The organism is Mesorhizobium sp. B2-5-7 (genome assembly GCF_006440875.1).
In the GTDB taxonomy this organism is placed as follows: domain Bacteria; phylum Pseudomonadota; class Alphaproteobacteria; order Rhizobiales; family Rhizobiaceae; genus Mesorhizobium; species Mesorhizobium australicum.
This window is the reverse complement of sequence record NZ_VFUO01000002.1, coordinates 995,139-1,011,086: the sequence shown is the minus strand read 5'-3', so window position 1 is coordinate 1,011,086 and position 15,948 is coordinate 995,139. Positions and strand designations below refer to the sequence as shown.

The 15,948-nt window shown below is 64.5% G+C and carries 18 protein-coding genes; all 18 read left to right on the top strand.

The genetic code is table 11. The features are described from left to right. Positions 1 to 36 precede the first annotated feature (36 nt). The 18 genes from flgB to FJ543_RS12345 all read left to right on the top strand — a co-directional run bounded on the left by flgB (position 37) and on the right by FJ543_RS12345 (position 15,847). Positions 37 to 417: a flagellar basal body rod protein FlgB gene (flgB, locus tag FJ543_RS12430; protein WP_015315915.1), complete on the top strand. Its 381-nt coding sequence runs from the start codon at positions 37 to 39 to the stop codon at positions 415 to 417. Positions 418 to 419: 2 nt separating this feature from the next. Continuing rightward, a complete protein-coding gene (gene flgC, locus FJ543_RS12425) occupies positions 420 to 836 on the top strand; it encodes a flagellar basal body rod protein FlgC (RefSeq protein WP_015315914.1) in 417 nt (138 codons plus the stop codon). Next, positions 833 to 1,156: a flagellar hook-basal body complex protein FliE gene (locus tag FJ543_RS12420; RefSeq protein ID WP_181166333.1), complete on the top strand. Its 324-nt coding sequence runs from the start codon at positions 833 to 835 to the stop codon at positions 1,154 to 1,156. The genes flgC and FJ543_RS12420 overlap by 4 nt, the downstream gene beginning before the upstream one ends. Positions 1,157 to 1,166: 10 nt before the next feature. Further along, positions 1,167 to 1,955 carry a flagellar basal-body rod protein FlgG gene (gene flgG, locus FJ543_RS12415; RefSeq protein ID WP_015315912.1) on the top strand — a complete coding sequence of 263 codons (789 nt, stop codon included), beginning with the start codon at positions 1,167 to 1,169 and terminating at the stop codon, positions 1,953 to 1,955. A gap of 6 nt (positions 1,956 to 1,961) precedes the next feature. Beyond that, complete coding sequence (flgA, locus tag FJ543_RS12410) at positions 1,962 to 2,474, top strand: flagellar basal body P-ring formation chaperone FlgA (protein WP_181173962.1); 513 nt, start codon at positions 1,962 to 1,964, stop codon at positions 2,472 to 2,474. Continuing rightward, positions 2,471 to 3,712, top strand: a complete 1,242-nt coding sequence (locus FJ543_RS12405; RefSeq protein ID WP_140721464.1) for a flagellar basal body P-ring protein FlgI — start codon at positions 2,471 to 2,473, stop codon at positions 3,710 to 3,712. Before flgA ends, FJ543_RS12405 begins: the two co-directional genes overlap by 4 nt. Positions 3,713 to 3,720: 8 nt before the next feature. After that, positions 3,721 to 4,302 carry a MotE family protein gene (locus FJ543_RS12400; protein WP_083883185.1) on the top strand — a complete coding sequence of 194 codons (582 nt, stop codon included), beginning with the start codon at positions 3,721 to 3,723 and terminating at the stop codon, positions 4,300 to 4,302. Beyond that, the gene (gene flgH, locus FJ543_RS12395) at positions 4,299 to 5,003 is read left to right on the top strand and encodes a flagellar basal body L-ring protein FlgH (RefSeq protein ID WP_015315908.1); all 705 of its coding nucleotides are present in this window, start codon (positions 4,299 to 4,301) and stop codon (positions 5,001 to 5,003) included. Before FJ543_RS12400 ends, flgH begins: the two co-directional genes overlap by 4 nt. A 20-nt stretch (positions 5,004 to 5,023) precedes the next feature. Continuing rightward, positions 5,024 to 5,518: a flagellar basal body-associated FliL family protein gene (locus FJ543_RS12390; protein ID WP_015315907.1), complete on the top strand. Its 495-nt coding sequence runs from the start codon at positions 5,024 to 5,026 to the stop codon at positions 5,516 to 5,518. Beyond that, a complete protein-coding gene (gene fliP, locus FJ543_RS12385) occupies positions 5,515 to 6,246 on the top strand; it encodes a flagellar type III secretion system pore protein FliP (protein ID WP_015315906.1) in 732 nt (243 codons plus the stop codon). Before FJ543_RS12390 ends, fliP begins: the two co-directional genes overlap by 4 nt. A 242-nt stretch (positions 6,247 to 6,488) precedes the next feature. Then, complete coding sequence (locus FJ543_RS12380; RefSeq protein WP_015315905.1) at positions 6,489 to 7,484, top strand: flagellin; 996 nt, start codon at positions 6,489 to 6,491, stop codon at positions 7,482 to 7,484. Between the two features lie 275 nt (positions 7,485 to 7,759). Then, a complete protein-coding gene (locus tag FJ543_RS12375) occupies positions 7,760 to 8,830 on the top strand; it encodes a flagellin (protein WP_015315904.1) in 1,071 nt (356 codons plus the stop codon). Between the two features lie 125 nt (positions 8,831 to 8,955). Beyond that, complete coding sequence (gene fliF / locus FJ543_RS12370) at positions 8,956 to 10,605, top strand: flagellar basal-body MS-ring/collar protein FliF (RefSeq protein ID WP_140875252.1); 1,650 nt, start codon at positions 8,956 to 8,958, stop codon at positions 10,603 to 10,605. A gap of 3 nt (positions 10,606 to 10,608) precedes the next feature. Further along, the gene (locus FJ543_RS12365) at positions 10,609 to 11,229 is read left to right on the top strand and encodes a hypothetical protein (protein WP_140875250.1); all 621 of its coding nucleotides are present in this window, start codon (positions 10,609 to 10,611) and stop codon (positions 11,227 to 11,229) included. Then, positions 11,226 to 12,590, top strand: coding sequence for a MotB family protein (locus FJ543_RS12360; RefSeq protein ID WP_140875249.1), 1,365 nt, complete (start codon positions 11,226 to 11,228; stop codon positions 12,588 to 12,590). Before FJ543_RS12365 ends, FJ543_RS12360 begins: the two co-directional genes overlap by 4 nt. Beyond that, positions 12,587 to 13,954 carry a chemotaxis protein MotC gene (locus tag FJ543_RS12355; RefSeq protein ID WP_140875247.1) on the top strand — a complete coding sequence of 456 codons (1,368 nt, stop codon included), beginning with the start codon at positions 12,587 to 12,589 and terminating at the stop codon, positions 13,952 to 13,954. Before FJ543_RS12360 ends, FJ543_RS12355 begins: the two co-directional genes overlap by 4 nt. Beyond that, positions 13,951 to 15,330, top strand: a complete 1,380-nt coding sequence (locus FJ543_RS12350; protein WP_140875245.1) for a flagellar hook-length control protein FliK — start codon at positions 13,951 to 13,953, stop codon at positions 15,328 to 15,330. Before FJ543_RS12355 ends, FJ543_RS12350 begins: the two co-directional genes overlap by 4 nt. Further along, the gene (locus tag FJ543_RS12345) at positions 15,260 to 15,847 is read left to right on the top strand and encodes a transglycosylase SLT domain-containing protein (RefSeq protein WP_181173977.1); all 588 of its coding nucleotides are present in this window, start codon (positions 15,260 to 15,262) and stop codon (positions 15,845 to 15,847) included. Before FJ543_RS12350 ends, FJ543_RS12345 begins: the two co-directional genes overlap by 71 nt. Positions 15,848 to 15,948: the final 101 nt, after the last annotated feature.

The following is a 15,948-nucleotide window of genomic DNA, read 5'->3' as shown; positions in this document are numbered from 1 at the left end:
GCGTCCTAGTCTTTGGGCACATGCCCGGAGATTCCCATGGAGCCTGTTTCCCTTTTCGATCTCGCCGCCAAGCAAGCGCAGTGGCTGTCGGTACGTCAGTCGGCGGTCGCCGGCAACATCGCCAATGCCAACACGCCGGGCTACACGGCAAACGATGTCGAGCCGTTCGAGAAGGTGCTCGACCGCACCGCGGTGTCGCTCCAGATCACCGAGCCCGGCCATCTCGGCACTGCGGCGACCAATGCCGGCTTCTCCATCAAGCCGCAGGAAGACGACGGCGTGGTCATGCCCTCCAAGAACACGGTCGTGCTTGAAGACCAGCTTCTCAAGGCCGGCGAGGTGCGCCGCTCCTTCGAACTCAACACGGCCATCGTCAAGGCATTCCACTCAATGATGATGATGGCGGTGAAGAGCTGACCATGGACGCACTGACCGCAGCCCTCAAAGTCGCAGCATCAGGCCTTGGCGCTCAGTCCGAGCGCCTGCGCGTGGTTTCGGAAAACCTCGCCAACGCCCAGTCGACAGGCACCACGCCGGGCGCCGACCCGTATCGCCGCAAGACCATCAGCTTCGTCTCCGAACTCGACCGGGCCTCCGGCAGCTCGACGGTGGAGGTGAATTCGATCGACCGCGACCCGAGCAATTTTCCCGTCGAATTCCAGCCCGGCAACGAGGCCGCCGACGACAAGGGCTACGTCAAGATGCCCAATGTGAACGTGCTGATCGAGATGGCCGACATGACCGAGGCCAACCGCTCCTACGAGGCCAACCTGCAAGTCGTGAAGCAGGCGCGTGATCTCATTTCAATGACCATCGACCTGATGAGGAACCAATGATCGTCAACGGCATCGGCGCGCTTAACCTGAAGCCTGGGCTGGGCGATACAGCCACCGATCTGCTGCAGGGTGGCGTTGCGCCGGCGGCATCGGGCAACCTTGGCACCTCCTTCGCCGAAGCGGTGAGCCAGGCTGCCTCCAAGACCGTCAGCACCATGCAGAATGCCGAGCAGGTGTCGATGCAGGCGCTCAAGGGCGACGCCGACACCCGCCAGGTGGTCGATGCCGTGATGAGCGCCCAGCAGGCGCTGCAGACCGCCGTCGCCATCCGCGACAAGGTGGTCTCGGCCTATCTCGAAGTCAGTCGCATGGGCATCTGAGGAGCAGGCCATGAAAGCACTCGCAATCGCCGCCACCGGCATGAATGCCCAGCAGACCAATCTGGAAGTCATCGCCAACAACATCGCCAACATCAACACCACCGGCTACAAGCGCGCGCGCGCCGAATTCTCCGACCTGCTCTACCAGGTCGATCGCACGCAAGGCGTCCCCAACCGCTCCAATGCCTCGCTGGTGCCGGAAGGCGTTTCGATCGGTCTCGGCGTCAAGACGACCGCCGTGCGCAACGTCCACACCCAGGGTGAACTGACCAGCACCGGCAACAGCTTCGACATGGCGCTCACCGGCAGGGGCTGGTTCCAGATCGAAGGCGCCGATGGCGGTACGCTCTATACCCGCGCCGGCGCCTTCAACACCAACGCCACCGGCCAGCTGGTGACGGTGGACGGCGCCAGTGTCATTCCGGCCATCACCGTGCCGACTGATGCGGTCGAAGTCATCGTCAACAAGACCGGCCAGGTCTTCGCCCGCATCGACGGCCAGACCGACCTGCAGAACCTCGGCCAGCTCCAGATCGTCAACTTCGCCAACGAGGCGGGCCTCGCGCCGCTCGGCGACAATCTCTTCCAGGAGACAACGGCTTCCGGCCCGGCCAATGTCGGCGTGCCCGGCGATCCCGGCTTCGCCACCATCCAGCAAGGCTATCTCGAGGCCTCCAATGTCGACCCGGTCAAGGAAATCACCGAACTGATCTCGGCGCAGCGCGCCTATGAAATGAACTCCAAGGTCATCCAGGCCGCCGACGACATGGCCTCCGTCGTCTCCAAGAACATCAGGTAACGGATGATGGCCATGCCGATCTCCTGCTCCGCATTCAGCCGCGCCGCGCTCGCCCTTGCGCTGGTGGCCTGCGGCATGCCGGCTTTCGCCCAGGACTCGGCCAACCAGATCGTCAGCAACCAACCTGCTGGCGAGGTCGTGCTGATCCCCAACCGGGTCATTTATCCCGGCGAGACCATCGAACTCGCCGCCCTGAAGCAGGTCACCCTCATCCCCGGCAAGCATAGGCCCGATGCTGTTGCGACCCGTTCCGAGGAATTGCAGGGCAAGATCGCCAAGCGCACGCTGCTGCCCGGCCGCTACATTCCTTCAGCCGCCGTCCGTGAGGCCTGGCTGGTCGAGCAGGGTGCCGCCGTGCAGGTCTTCTTCGTCGCCGGCGGGCTGACGATCACGGCCACCGCCGTGACCTTGCAGCCGGGTTCGGCGGGCGACTTCATCAAGGTCCGCAACAGCGACAGCGGCAAGATTCTCTCCGGCACGGTGATGGCCGACGGCACCATCCAGGTCGGCGCTTCATGATGCGCCTGCTTGCCCTTCTGATTGCGGCCACGCTCGGTCTGCAGCCGGCACTAGCCGATGGCCTGACGCCCAAGGCCAAGCGCGAACTCGCCGCCAGGAATGGCGGTGTCTACGACGATCCCGAATATGATCCCGCCACCACCGCGCGCATGTTCCGCGTTTCGCCCGGACCAAGCTCGCTGCCGCCTGGCCAGGTCGCCTCGCGCATCAAGGATATCGCGCAGCTGCAGAGTTCGCGCGACAACCAGCTCGTCGGCTACGGCCTCGTCATCGGGCTCGCCGGATCCGGCGACAGCCTGCGCAACTCGCCGTTCACCGAACAGTCGATCCGCGCCATGCTCGAAAATCTCGGCATCGCCACGGAAGGCGGCAGCGCACGCGCCAAGAACGTCGCCGCCGTCATCGTCACCGCCAACATGCCGCCCTATGTGCAGTCCGGCGCCCGCATCGACATCGACGTCTCCTCGATGGGCGACGCCACCTCGCTTGCCGGCGGCACGCTGATCATGACGCCGCTGAAGGCGGCGGACGGGGAGATCTACGCCGTCGGCCAGGGCGCGGTCATCGTTTCCGGTTTCACCGCTCAAGGCCAGGCCGAGCAGTTGACGCAAGGCGTACCGACCGCCGGCCGCGTGCCGAACGGGGCCATAATCGAGCGGCAGGTGAAGGCCGAGTTCGATGACCAGTCGACGCTGACACTGCAATTGCGCAATCCCGATTTCTCCACCGCCATCCGCATCGCGGACGCGATCAACGACTACACCGCCCAGCGCTTCGGCATGCGCGTGGCGGCGGAGCGCGATTCCCGCACCGTGCAGATCAGGCGGCCGAAGAGCGTTTCGGCGGCCCGCTTCTATGCCGAGATCGAAAACCTGGTGGTCGAGTCCGACACGCCGGCCCGCGTCGTCATCGACGAGCGCACCGGTACCATCGTCATCGGCAACGACGTCAAGATCTCACGTGTCGCCATCAGCCACGGCACGCTGACGGTGCGCATTACGGAAGCGCCGCGCGTGGTGCAGCCCGAACCCTTCTCTAAGGGCGAAACCGCCGTCGAACCGTTCACAGCCATCGATGCCACCCGGCCCAACGCCCGCGTCGCCGTGCTCGACGGGCCCGACCTGCAAACTCTCGTTTCCGGCCTCAACCGTCTCGGCGTCAAGCCGGACGGCATCATTGCCATCCTGCAAGGCATCAAGTCGGCCGGCGCCTTGCAAGCCGATCTGGTTCTCCAATAGCGATGCCGATGATCACCTCCCTCTCATCCCATCAAGGACGCCCTCCCAGCGCAATCTTGTTCGCGGCCACGGTCCTCGCGGCCATGTCCGTTTCGAGCTGCGGCGCACGCGGCGAGGATGTCGTTCGTCAGATTCTGCCCGGAGCGCAGCCCGCGGTCGCACCGCAGCAACTGACACGAGAAAAGGCGCCGGACCAGAGCGAGATCGAGCGCTTCTGCTCCAACATCGCCGACGCCGCGCGCGACCGCCGCTATGCCTTGCAGGCGGAGGAGTTAAAACAGCTGCAGGCAGGCATCGACGAGCGCATGAAGGCGCTGGACGCAAAGAAAGCCGAATACGAAACCTGGTTGAAGCGGCGCGAGGTGTTTCTGGCCCGGGCCGAGGACGGCGTCGTCAAGATCTATGCCGGCATGAAGCCCGATGCGGCGGCCGAACGCCTGGCGATCGTCAATGCGGACCTCGCCGCGGCCATCCTGATGAAGCTCGATTCACGGAAGGCGGGTGTCATCCTCAACGAAATGGACCAGAAGGCGGCGGCGACGCTCACCGGCATCATGGCCAGCGCAGCCCGAAGGGTAGATCCGTCATGATCCGCAGAATGCTCATCCTGTGCGCGGCGGCAGCCTTGTCCGGTTGCGCAACCAATTTCAAGGAAATCGGTAGGGAACCATCGCTGTCGCCGGTCGGTTCGGGCATCGGCGGCGACGGGGCAGCACCCTACAGCTATCCTCAGCCGCCCGCCGCGCCGGTCAAGAAGTTCTCTTTGTGGGACGACCGCCAGAGCCGGCTGTTCACCGATCCCAGGGCGCTGCGCGAAGGCGACATCCTGACCGTCAGGATCAAGCTCAACGACAAGGCCAACTTCAAGAACCAGAACGACCGGAGCCGCACCGCCGCACGCAAGCTGGGTTATGACGTCACGCTCGGATGGGAAGGCAACAGCACCAGCGGCAAGGGCGACGCCGGCTTGAGTTCCAGCACCGAAACCAATGCCGACGGCGAAATCAAGCGCTCCGAAAACCTGGAGCTCAACGTCGCCGCCGTCGTCACCGAGGTCCTGCCCAACGGCAATTTGATGATCAGGGGTTCCCAGGAAGTGCGCGTCAACTACGAGCTCAGGGTGCTCACCATCGCCGGCATGGTGCGCCCGTCGGACATCGGCGCGGAAAACACCATCTCCTATGAACGCATCGCCGAGGCGCGCATCTCCTATGGCGGCCGTGGCCGCGTCAGCGAGGTCCAGCAGCCGGCTTATGGCCAGCAGGTCCTCGACCAGGTTCTTCCGTTCTAGGCATTGGAGAGCGCGGCACCATGGCCAATGTCGATCAGATTCAGCCTCGCAAGGGTCCTTCCCTTGCCGTGCAGGGCGCCATGCTGCTCGTGGTGACGGCCGCCGCCATCGGCATGGGCTGGATGTCGGGCGGTTATCTCAAGGGCGTCGGCGCACCATCGTCGGTGCCAGTCGCGCCTGAAAACGAGGGCAAGGTACCCCAGCCCGAAGCCGCTCAACAAGCTGGCGCGGGGCCGACGCTCGTCGCGCTGGCGCCGATCACCACCAACATCGCCTCGCCCGCGGACACTTGGATCAGGATGGAAGTGTCCGTGGTCTACGACGCTCCGCAGCCGCCGGCGATGGCGGAGGACGTCCAGCAGGATCTTCTGGCCTTCGTGCGTACCCTCAAGATGCACCAGATCGAAGGCGCCAGCGGCTACCAGCATCTGAAGGCCGATCTCGACGAACGCGCCTCGATCCGCAGTCAGGGGCACGTCAAACAGGTTCTCGTCAGGACATTGCTGCTCGAATGAGAAAATTCCTTCTTGCCGCGGCACTGATTGGCGCCGCCACCTCCGTCGCGGCGGCCCAGCAACTGGACCTTGGCGGCATCGGCAAGGCCGATGGCGCCACCGTCGGCTACATCATCCAGATGTTCGGCCTGCTCACCGTGCTGTCGGTGGCGCCGGGGCTGCTGATCATGGTGACCAGCTTCACCCGCTTCGTCATCGCCTTCTCCATCCTGCGTGCCGGCATTGGCCTGCAATCGACGCCGGCGAACCTCATCCTCATTTCGCTGTCGCTGTTCATGACCTTTTATGTCATGGCGCCGACCTTCGATCAGGCGTGGAATACCGGCGTCAAGCCGTTGATGGACAATCAGATCAGCCAGACAGAGGCCTTCGAGAAGATTTCCGATCCGTTCCGCACCTTCATGCTGCACAATGTGCGCGACAAGGATTTCGACCTTTTCGCCGACCTTGCCCGCGAACGCGGCCAGGTCGTTGCGAAGGAGACGGTCGACCTGCGCATCCTGGTGCCTGCCTTCATGATCTCCGAGATCCGGCGCGGCTTCGAGATCGGCTTCCTGATCGTGCTGCCATTCCTGGTCATCGACTTGATCGTGGCCACCATCACCATGGCGATGGGCATGATGATGCTGCCGCCCACGGTCGTGTCGTTGCCGTTCAAGATCCTGTTCTTTGTCCTGATCGACGGCTGGAACCTGCTCGTCGGCAGCCTGGTGCGCTCTTTTACCTGACCGTGCGCGCTCGACATCGGGTATGGCCTGCCTGCGGAATGAGGCAGCGCGCCGCGTCATCGAATTCCTCCGAATTATTTTCGATTAACCGTCCAGTTTAGTCGTTTGGTAGGGACTCGCCGCCATAGTCGCTCGCAGATGGCGGGTGACCCAAACGCAACGGTCATTGGCATGATGCCGCTCCGTCATACCGGACAAACCGGTATGCAAAAAACACCCTGTAAAACAAGGTACGAGTAGCCATGGCCAGTATCATGACCAACGCCTCGGCGTTGACCGCTCTGCAGAGCTTGAACGCCACCCAGAAGAACCTCGACACCACCCAGGCCCGCATCTCGACGGGTTATCGCGTCTCCCAGGCGTCGGACAACGCCGCCTACTGGTCGATCGCCACCACGATGCGCTCGGACAACTCGGCGATGTCCACCGTTTCGGACGCGCTCGGCCTCGGCGCCTCGAAGGTCGACACCGCCTACACCGGCATGGACAGCGCGATCACGACCATCAACCAGATCCAGCAGAAGCTGACCGCATCCTACGGCCAGACGGACGCTTCCAAGGAAAAGACCCAGGTCGAAATCGCCGCTCTTCAGAAGCAGTTGAAGGCCTATGCCGATGGCGCCACCTTCTCCGGCACCAACATGCTCTCGGTCAACAGCGGCGCCACCGCCACGACCGCGGCCGACGTCAAGATCGTTTCCGCCTTCAACCGCAGCGCAACCGGCGCGGTTTCGATCTCGACGATCGACGTCAACGTGGAAAGCATCAAGCTGTATGAAGCCGGCACTGCTGCCGGCGTGACGAAGGGTATCCTCGACGCCGACCGCCTCGGTACCGATGGCAGCGTCGCGGCCGCGGCCTCGAACCCGACCCTGGGCGCTGCCGCGGCGGCCACCGACACTTATTCGGTCGCCAGCCTGAAGATCTTCTCGGGCACCACCGCTGCGAGCGACACCCAGATCCAGGCTATGATGAACGTCGTCGATGCCGCGCTGAAGGGCATGACCAACGCTGCCACCAAGCTCGGCGCCGCCAAGAGCTCCATCGACCTGCAGAAGACCTTCACCTCGAGCCTGATGGACTCCATCGATCGCGGCGTCGGCCAGCTCGTCGATGCCGACATGAACAAGGAATCGACCCGCCTCCAGGCCCTGCAGGTTCAGCAGCAGCTCGGCGTCCAGGCGCTGTCGATCGCCAACGGCTCGTCGCAGTCGATCCTGTCGCTCTTCCGCGGCTGATCCCTCTCGACCGATCAAACCAGGCAAACGGGCCGCGCCAAAAGCGCGGCCCGTTTTGCGTTTGCTCCAGCCCCGCGCAACCCTCGTTTCTTAACCCTCGAAAGCTGGCTTTTAACAGGCCGTTAACCATAACGCGCTAGTCATGGTTAACCAATGACTTACAACGGATTGCCGAATCGGCCCGATCGGGTGACGGTAATCCACGAGCGGGTCGAGCGGCTCGCGAGGGCAACGCCGGTTTGAGAAAGACCGGTCTGGAAAAAGGAGCGAGTTTCTTGGCGAGCATCATGACGAACGCCGCGGCGTTGACCGCACTTCAAAGCCTTAACGCCACCAACAAATCGCTCGAGCAAACGCAGTCCCGAATCTCCACGGGCTACAGGGTCTCCGAGGCCTCCGACAACGCCGCCTACTGGTCGATCGCCACGACGATGCGCTCCGACAACCAGGCGCTGTCGACAGTCCAGGACGCGCTCGGCCTGGGCGCTTCGAAAGTCGACACTGCCTATACCGGCATGAACAATGCGCTGGATACGATCGGCAAGATCAAGACCAAGTTGCTTTCGACCATTGGCCAGACGGGTGCCGCCAAGGCAAAGACGCAGACTGAAATCACCGCGCTCCAGGCGCAGATGAAGTCCTTTGCCGATGCCGCCACCTTTTCGGGCTCGAATTATCTTTCGGTAACGTCGACGCAGGTCGCCGCCGCCAATGATGGCGTCCAGGCCGACGCCAAGATCGTGTCGTCCTTCAATCGCTCATCGTCGGGCGCCATCTCGCTCGGGACGATCGACATCGATGTCGAGAGCACCAAGCTGTTCGATTCCGGTCTCTCCACCGCCGTCAAGAACCAGGGCACGCTTGACCGCCAGACCTCGGTCTATTCCACGGCGGCCGCCCAGGACCTGTATGATACCGCTTATGCGGCCGCAATCGCCGGCGGCGGCACGGATATTGCCGCCAACACCGCCGGCCAGACCGCGGCCGGGGCGGTGGTTCCCAGGATCGACAATGTTTCCGCATACAATCTCGATATCACCGCGGCCGGCGTGACCGACGACATCATCACCCAGATGGTCGGCAAGATCGACAAGGTCATGAGCCAGTTGACCGACTCCGCCACCATTCTCGGTGCGGCCAAGAGCTCCATCGACCTGCAGAAGACCTTCACGCAGAGCCTGATGGACTCGATCGATCGCGGCGTCGGCCAGCTCGTCGATGCCGACATGAACAAGGAATCGACCCGCCTCCAGGCGCTCCAGGTCCAGCAGCAGCTCGGCATCCAGTCGCTGTCGATCGCCAACAGCTCCTCGCAGTCGATCCTGTCGCTGTTCAAGAACGGCTAACCTTGGCCTAGCTGACGGATATTCGAAATTCACGGGCCGCGCCGCAAGCGCGGCCCGATTTCATTTTCGCACAAGCTTCGGGAGCTAGTGTTCCGGCGGACAGTCATGCTGGGAGTCGCTCAATCGTGCCGGAACAGATCCAGAGCATCATCTCGAATCTCCGCGGCTTTGGCGTCAGGCGCCTGGCCATGCTGGCGGGCATCGCCGTACTGGTGATGGGCGTCATCGGCATTGCCTCAGTCTATCTCAACCGCCCGGCCTACGACACGCTCTATGTCGGGCTCGATCGCTCCGACGTGAACCAGATCGGCCTGGTGCTGGGCGAGGCCGGCATCGGCTTCGACGTCGGCGCCGACGGAACTTCCGTGCTGGTTCCGACCGGCACCACGGCGCAGGCGCGCATGCTGCTTGCCGAAAAGGGTCTGCCGACCAGCGCCAATGCCGGCTACGAATTGTTCGACAATGTCGGCGCGATGGGCCTCACCTCCTTCATGCAGCAGATCACCCGGGTGCGCGCGCTTGAAGGCGAGATCGCCCGCACCATCCAGTCGATATCGGGTATCAAGGCGGCGCGCGTCCACATCGTCATGTCCGAGCGTGCCAATTTTCGTCGCGACGAACAGCAACCCTCCGCGTCGGTCGTCATCCGCTACGCCGGCATCGACGCGGAGAAGAGCGCCATGTCGATCCGCCATCTCGTCGCCGCCGCCGTCCCTGGCCTGTCGGCCGACAAGGTGACGGTGCTCGATTCCAACGGCAATCTGCTGGCCGCGGGCGATGATCCATCCAACACCAGTGCCGCTCGCACGCTCGGCGTCGAGCAAACCGTGGAGGCGCAGATCGGCGACAACATTCGCCGCGCGCTCACGCCCTATCTCGGGCCCGACAATTTCCGCGCCAGCGTCAAAGCTGATGTCAACACCGACACCCGCCAGACCGAAGAGACGATCTTCGATCCGGAGTCCCGTGTCGAGCGCTCGGTGCAATCGGTGCGCGCCAACGAGAACAGCAACCAGAAACAGGCCTCGACCCCGGCCAGCGTCGAGCAGAACCTGCCGGAGACCCAGGCGACCAGCACCGAGGGTCCGCAGACCTCCTCGGCCAACGACCGCAAGGAGGAGATCACCAACTACGAGATCAACTCCAAGAAGATCGCCACCGTCTCCAATGGCTACAGCGTCACCAAGATGTCGATCGCCGTCGTCGTCAACCAGGACCGGCTGAAGACGATCCTGGGCAAGGACGCCACACCGGACCAGATCGCCAAGCGCGTCGCCGAAATCCAGAAGATGGTAAGCTCCGCCACCGGCTTCGATGACAAGCGCGGCGACGTCATCGACGTCTCGGCCGTCGAGTTCATCGACGGGCTGGACGGCGAGGCGGTGCCACAGGCGGGAATGCTCGATTCCATCGGCCAGCATGCCGGCACGCTGATCAATGCCGGCGCCTTCATCGTGGTGGTGTTCCTGGTCGCCTTCTTCGGCCTGCGGCCGATGGCGGCCGCGCTGACGGCAAAGGCGACGCCCGCTATAGCAGGCCCCAATTTCGATGAGGTCCAGCGCTCCCTGCCCACCCCCGAGGCAGCCGCTTCCGCCGATGCGGGTGCCGCCATTGGCGCTCTGCCCGGCACGCGTGCCGGCGCCACCCCGCTCGACGATCTGCGCCAGAAGATCAGGCCGGCCCCGCAGGAGCGGCTTGCCCGCATGGTCGACATCAACGAGGAACGCACCGCGCAGATCCTGCGCAAGTGGGCGGCCCAGGAAGTCGCGGCGTAGACCATGCCCTCCGCAGCCCTCTTTGATCTTCTCCCGGATTTCGGCACGCGCGCGCAACGCTCCAGCCAGCCGCAGGCCACCGCCGAGAACAAGCCCGAGGCGGCAGCACCGACGGCCGATATCGGCACGCTGATCGCCGAAGCCGTTGCCCAGGCGGAGGCGGCGCTCGGCGAACGGCTTGCCGCCGCCCATGAAGCAACGCTGCAAGCGGAACGCCAGGCAAATGCCGAGGAAGCAAAGGCCTTTCTCGACAGTTTCGGCGGCGATGTCGGCAAGGCGGTCTCGTCGCGCATCGACGCCATGGAGGCGCGCGTGACGGATCTTGTCGCCGCCACGGTCGCCCGCATCATCGGCGGCGTTGTCAGCGACGATCTGCGGAAGCGCTCGCTCGAAGCGCTCGCCGGCGCGATCCGCGAAGCCGTTGGCGATGGCGAAGCCGTGCGCATTGCCGTTCGCGGGCCGCTCTCGCTGTTCGAAACGCTGAAGGCGTCGCTTGGGTCCCGCGCCGCAAATCTCGACTTCATCGAGGCGCCCGGCTTCGACCTGATGGTCACCATCGACGAGGCCGTGTTCGAAACGCGAATGGCCGAATGGTCGGTAACCCTGTCCGAGGTCCTGTCATGAGCGTCGCCGAAGCCGATCATGGCAGGCACGAGATCATCATCGTGCGGCGCGGCCATGACGACCACGACGAAGGTCATCATGGCGGCGTCTGGAAGATCGCCTTCGCCGACTTCATGACCGCGATGATGTGCTTCTTCCTGGTCATGTGGCTGATCAATGCCGCCAACGAACAGACCAAGACGGCCGTCGCCAGCTATTTCAACCCCGTCAAGCTGGTCGACCGCGAGTCGAGCCGCAAGGGCCTTAAGGATCTCGGCAATGGACCGCGCACGGCCGGGCCGACGGCCGACGACCCGCAGGAAGCGACCACCAAGGCTGGACAGGACGGCACCGGCGCCGCGGGCTCGTCCAATCGCAAACAGGAGCAGGAGCCGCAGCAGTCGCAACAGTCCGACGAGCATCTTTTCGCCGACCCCTATGCGGTGCTTTCGGAGATCGCCACGGATACCGGCGTCATGCAGAATGTCAGCCAGAAGGGCGATGGCGGCGCGCAGAATTCCGGCCCGGCGACGGGCGCCTCGGGTGGCGCGTCCTACCGCGATCCTTTCGAGCCGGACTTCTGGTCGCAGCAGGTCGCCGCGCCCGGCGCCGAGGCGAGTGCCCAGCGCCCCAGGGTCGAGGGCGATCCGCTCAAGCCCGGCGACAAGGCTGCCGAGACACAAATCGCCAAGGTCAAGGCCGTGCCGCCAGCGCCGCCGATCAAGGATGCGCCACTGGAGCCCCTGGCCGGGGATGGCAAGGACGCCGCGGCGACAATGGTCAAGACTGCTGATGCCAAGGCCGGCGATACCAAGGCCGAGGCTGGAGACGGCAAGGCCGCGGACATGGCCAAGGCGGACACGGCCGCAGCGAAGCAGGAGGCCGCGAAATTCGAGACGGACAAGGCTCCGACCGCCGCCGCGCTGAAGGCCGCCGCCGACGTCAAGCAACAGCTGGCCGATGCCTTCAAGCCCGGCGACAAGCTGCATGACGGCGTCTCGGTGGAAGCCACCGACAAGGGTGTCGTCATCTCCATCACCGATCAGCTCGACTTTGGCATGTTCGAGGTCGGCTCGGCGGTGCCGAGCCGCGAACTGGTGCTGGCGATGGAAAAGATCGGCCGCATCGTCAACGGCCAGAAAGGCACTATCAGCATCAACGGTCACACCGATGCGCGTCCCTTCCGCGGTGCCAGCTACGACAATTGGCGGCTGTCGACGGCGCGCGCGCACTCGGCCTATTACATGCTCGTGCGTGGCGGCGTCGATGAACGCCGCATCACCGAGGTTGCCGGCTTCGCCGATCGCCAGCCCAAGGATGCCGCTGATCCGCTGTCGGCGGCCAACCGCCGCATCGAGATCCTGATGGCGACCGGCGGATGAAACGGGCGGCGCTCACCAGCCGCATGATAAGCCTGTTGCTGCTGGCCACGGCTTGTCCGTCTGCGGGCCTCGCCCAGGACACGCTGCAGCCTTATCAGCTGGTCCGCTCGCTGCAGCTCGTTCAGGACCGCATCGCGGCCGGCGATCATGCCGCGATGCCGATGCAGGCCAAGCTGCTCGAGATGACCGATGCGCGTTTGCGCGCGGCGGATGCCGAGGATTTCAAGGATCCCAAGAATTTTCGCGCGTTGCTGGTCTACGGCATGAGCGGCGGCAATCCGGTGACCGTCGAGGCGGCCGTATCGCGCGCCGCCTCCGATCCGCGGAACCTTGCCATGGCCAAAGGGGTGATCGACTATCTGAACGGCCGGCCAGGCGAGGCGATCGAAGCCCTGAGGCCGATCGACCCGATGACCCTGCCAGGCGACCTCGGCGCGTTCCTCGCTTTGGTCAAAGGGTCATTGCTTGCCACGGATCAGCCGGCGGCCGCACTCACGCTGCTCGATGAAGCCAAGCTGCTCAGCCCCGGCACTCTGGTCGAGGAAGCGGCCTTGCGGCGCTCGGTCGGCATTGCCGTGACGCAGGGCGACGCGGCGCGGTTCGCGCTTGCCTCCACCCAATATGTCGAGCGCTACCTCTATTCGCCTTACGCCAGCCAGTTCGCCGACTCCTTCGTCTCCGGCGTCATTGCACTGCATATGTCGATCAGCCAGGACAAGCTGGCCGACATCACCTCGATGATGGACCCCGAGCGCGAGAAGGTGATCTATCTGCGTATCGCGCGCCGCGCCGCGATTGACGGCATGAGTGACTTGTCGGCCTTCGCCTCGGCGCGGGCCGAACAGGGTCGCGACGGCAACACCAATCAGGGCGATCCGCGCGCCCTGCTCTATTCCAGCCTGTCCACGGTGACCTCCGATACGATCGAGGACGTGCGCACCAAACTTGGCAAGATCGACCGCAGCAAATTATCGGACGGCGACCGGGCCTTGCTCGACGCGGCCCAGGCCATCGCCGGCGAAGTGGTGGCGCCGCCTGCTTTTCTTCCGGTCGCAAATCCGGCGCCCGCGCCGGTCGTACCATCGCCCGAACCCGAAATTGCGGCCGCATCGACCACGGATGCCGCTGGATTGCCACCCGTCGAGGGTGCCGTGTCCGAGAAGCCGGCCGTGGCGCCCTTGGCCGCTGCGCCCGCTGCGCCGAACACATCCGCGCCGGCAACCGACCCGGCAATCGTTCTGCCGGCATCGGCCCCGGCGGTCGCGGCCGCCGCCGACACGACAGACCCGACCGACGCCGCCATGACGAAAACCCGTCGACAGCTAGACCTGATCGACCAGATGCTTGGAGCCGCCCCGAAATGACCCCCAGCCTCGGCCCGGCCCTGCCAGGATTTACCGCCGCGCGCACGGCAGAGCAGCCGGCCGCGTCCGGAAAGAAGGACGACACCGGGTTCGGAGAGATGGTGCACGGCGGCGCAAGCCCTGCCCATTCGGAGAAGCAGCCACCGGCCGAGCCAGGCTCCCGCGATCCGCGGTGGAGCAAGCTTGCCGCGGAGCTTGCGGCAAAGGCAGGCGAGGACGAGCCTAGGCCCGCCGGCAAGGCAAGGACCACGCCGAGCGGATCGTCTGCCGCGAAATCCATGAAGGACGGCAAGGACGCCGGGACGGACAAGGATGCCGATGCCGACGCGCCGGCCGCCGAGTCGGGCGCGACACCGCTCGACGAGCATCTAGCGCTGCTGATGGCGTTTCATGACCTGCGCCATTTCTCGACATCGGCCAAAACGGCCGACCAGAGCGCGGCCGGAACGGGACAGGACGCCGCGGTCGTTGGACAGCTTCCGCCGAACGCTTATCGGCAGAAATCCGCCGCCGGACGTGACGGTCTCGAACCCATGGCCAAGCCCGAGCGGGTATCGCTGGTCGACGGACCGTTGACGAAACTCGACGGCCGGCTCATTCGTGATACCGCCGGCACGCCGAAACATGACAGTACGATCGCGGCCGGCCCCTTGCCCGAGGCGCCTGCGGAGGTGCCGGGCGTGGAGACGAAGCAGGCGGCGCCGCAGTTGAAATCGATCGCCGATCTCCAGTCCTCGTTGCGGTCCGAGCCGGGAAAACAGCAGTCGGCGGCGGCACGCATCGACGTCGTTTCCGAGCGCAGCTTCCCCGCCCCGCCGCAGGCACCGATAAGCCAGGCAGCCCTCAACGTGATCGGCGCCATTTCAGCCGATGGCGGTCCGAACCAGGCGCTTTCCACGGCTTCCGCGACCGCGCAGCTGGCAGGCTCTGTTGCCGTTCCGACACATGTGTTGAAGATCGAACTTCACCCGGCCGAACTGGGCATGGTGACGGCCCATCTTCGGCTCTCCGGAGAACAACTGTCGATTGAATTGAAGCCCGAAACACACGATGCCTATCGCCGGCTTTCCAGTGACAGCGAGGCGATCATCAAGTCGCTACGCGGGCTGGGCTTCGAGGTTGACAAGGTCACCATCCTGCAACCTTCGGTAGCAATTCCCTCTACAACCCGCACGGATGCAACCGCCTCCGTGAGCGCTGCACCCGGCCGCGATCCGTCATCCTTCCAGCCCGGAAATTCCGGCGGCGACAACAGTGGAACCGGCGGCCAGCAGTCAGGTCAGCAATCCGCAAGGGGTAATCATGATGAAGCGCAAGCACATGGCCGCGCCGCTTCGCCTTCTCGCGAGCGCGCTGGCGGCGGTGTTTTTATCTAGCCTCGCGAGCAGCGCAGGCGCCGCCACCAATCCTTGCGAACCCGAGATCCTGCGTGCCGCCGACCGCTATGGCGTGCCTGCCGGCATCCTCTATGCCGTCGGGTTGACGGAAACCGGAAACAAGGGCAGCCTTCAACCCAATGCCTTGAATATAGAGGGAAAAGCAGTCTTCCCGAGAAGCCGGGACGAAGCACTTGCCGCCTTCGCCAACGCCCAGCGCGAGGGCAAGACGCTGATCGATCTCGGCTGCATGCAGATCAACCATCGCTACCATGCCTCGCATTTCCGCAGCGTCGAGGACATGCTCGACCCGCGCCAGAACGTCGACTACGCGGCACGCTTCCTGGCCAGCCTCCATGCCCGCCATGAGACCTGGTCCATGGCCGTCGCCCGCTATCATGCCGGACCCGACAACGACCCGGCGCAGAAGGTCTATGTCTGCAGGGTGATCGCCAACATGGTGGCCACCGGCTTCGGCAAATGGACCACGAACGCACGCGCCTTCTGCAACCCGTAAGCGCATTTTCCACTTCTAATACATCAGTCCCGTGGCTGCGAAGCGATCGATTCGACTTGGCCGAGACTTGGGCCCCCAAGCATATCTGGCTGCACGCTAAT

Coding starts and splice junctions, on each gene's coding strand:
- flgH (WP_015315908.1), top strand. CDS start 4,299: ATGATCCGCAGAATGCTCATCCTGTGCGCGGCGGCAGCCTTGTCCGGT.
- FJ543_RS12400 (WP_083883185.1), top strand. CDS start 3,721: ATGATCACCTCCCTCTCATCCCATCAAGGACGCCCTCCCAGCGCAATC.
- flgC (WP_015315914.1), top strand. CDS start 420: ATGGACGCACTGACCGCAGCCCTCAAAGTCGCAGCATCAGGCCTTGGC.
- FJ543_RS12360 (WP_140875249.1), top strand. CDS start 11,226: ATGAGCGTCGCCGAAGCCGATCATGGCAGGCACGAGATCATCATCGTG.
- fliP (WP_015315906.1), top strand. CDS start 5,515: ATGAGAAAATTCCTTCTTGCCGCGGCACTGATTGGCGCCGCCACCTCC.
- FJ543_RS12420 (WP_181166333.1), top strand. CDS start 833: ATGATCGTCAACGGCATCGGCGCGCTTAACCTGAAGCCTGGGCTGGGC.
- FJ543_RS12365 (WP_140875250.1), top strand. CDS start 10,609: ATGCCCTCCGCAGCCCTCTTTGATCTTCTCCCGGATTTCGGCACGCGC.
- FJ543_RS12380 (WP_015315905.1), top strand. CDS start 6,489: ATGGCCAGTATCATGACCAACGCCTCGGCGTTGACCGCTCTGCAGAGC.
- flgA (WP_181173962.1), top strand. CDS start 1,962: ATGGCCATGCCGATCTCCTGCTCCGCATTCAGCCGCGCCGCGCTCGCC.
- FJ543_RS12405 (WP_140721464.1), top strand. CDS start 2,471: ATGATGCGCCTGCTTGCCCTTCTGATTGCGGCCACGCTCGGTCTGCAG.
- FJ543_RS12350 (WP_140875245.1), top strand. CDS start 13,951: ATGACCCCCAGCCTCGGCCCGGCCCTGCCAGGATTTACCGCCGCGCGC.
- flgG (WP_015315912.1), top strand. CDS start 1,167: ATGAAAGCACTCGCAATCGCCGCCACCGGCATGAATGCCCAGCAGACC.
- flgB (WP_015315915.1), top strand. CDS start 37: ATGGAGCCTGTTTCCCTTTTCGATCTCGCCGCCAAGCAAGCGCAGTGG.
- FJ543_RS12390 (WP_015315907.1), top strand. CDS start 5,024: ATGGCCAATGTCGATCAGATTCAGCCTCGCAAGGGTCCTTCCCTTGCC.
- FJ543_RS12355 (WP_140875247.1), top strand. CDS start 12,587: ATGAAACGGGCGGCGCTCACCAGCCGCATGATAAGCCTGTTGCTGCTG.
- FJ543_RS12345 (WP_181173977.1), top strand. CDS start 15,260: ATGAAGCGCAAGCACATGGCCGCGCCGCTTCGCCTTCTCGCGAGCGCG.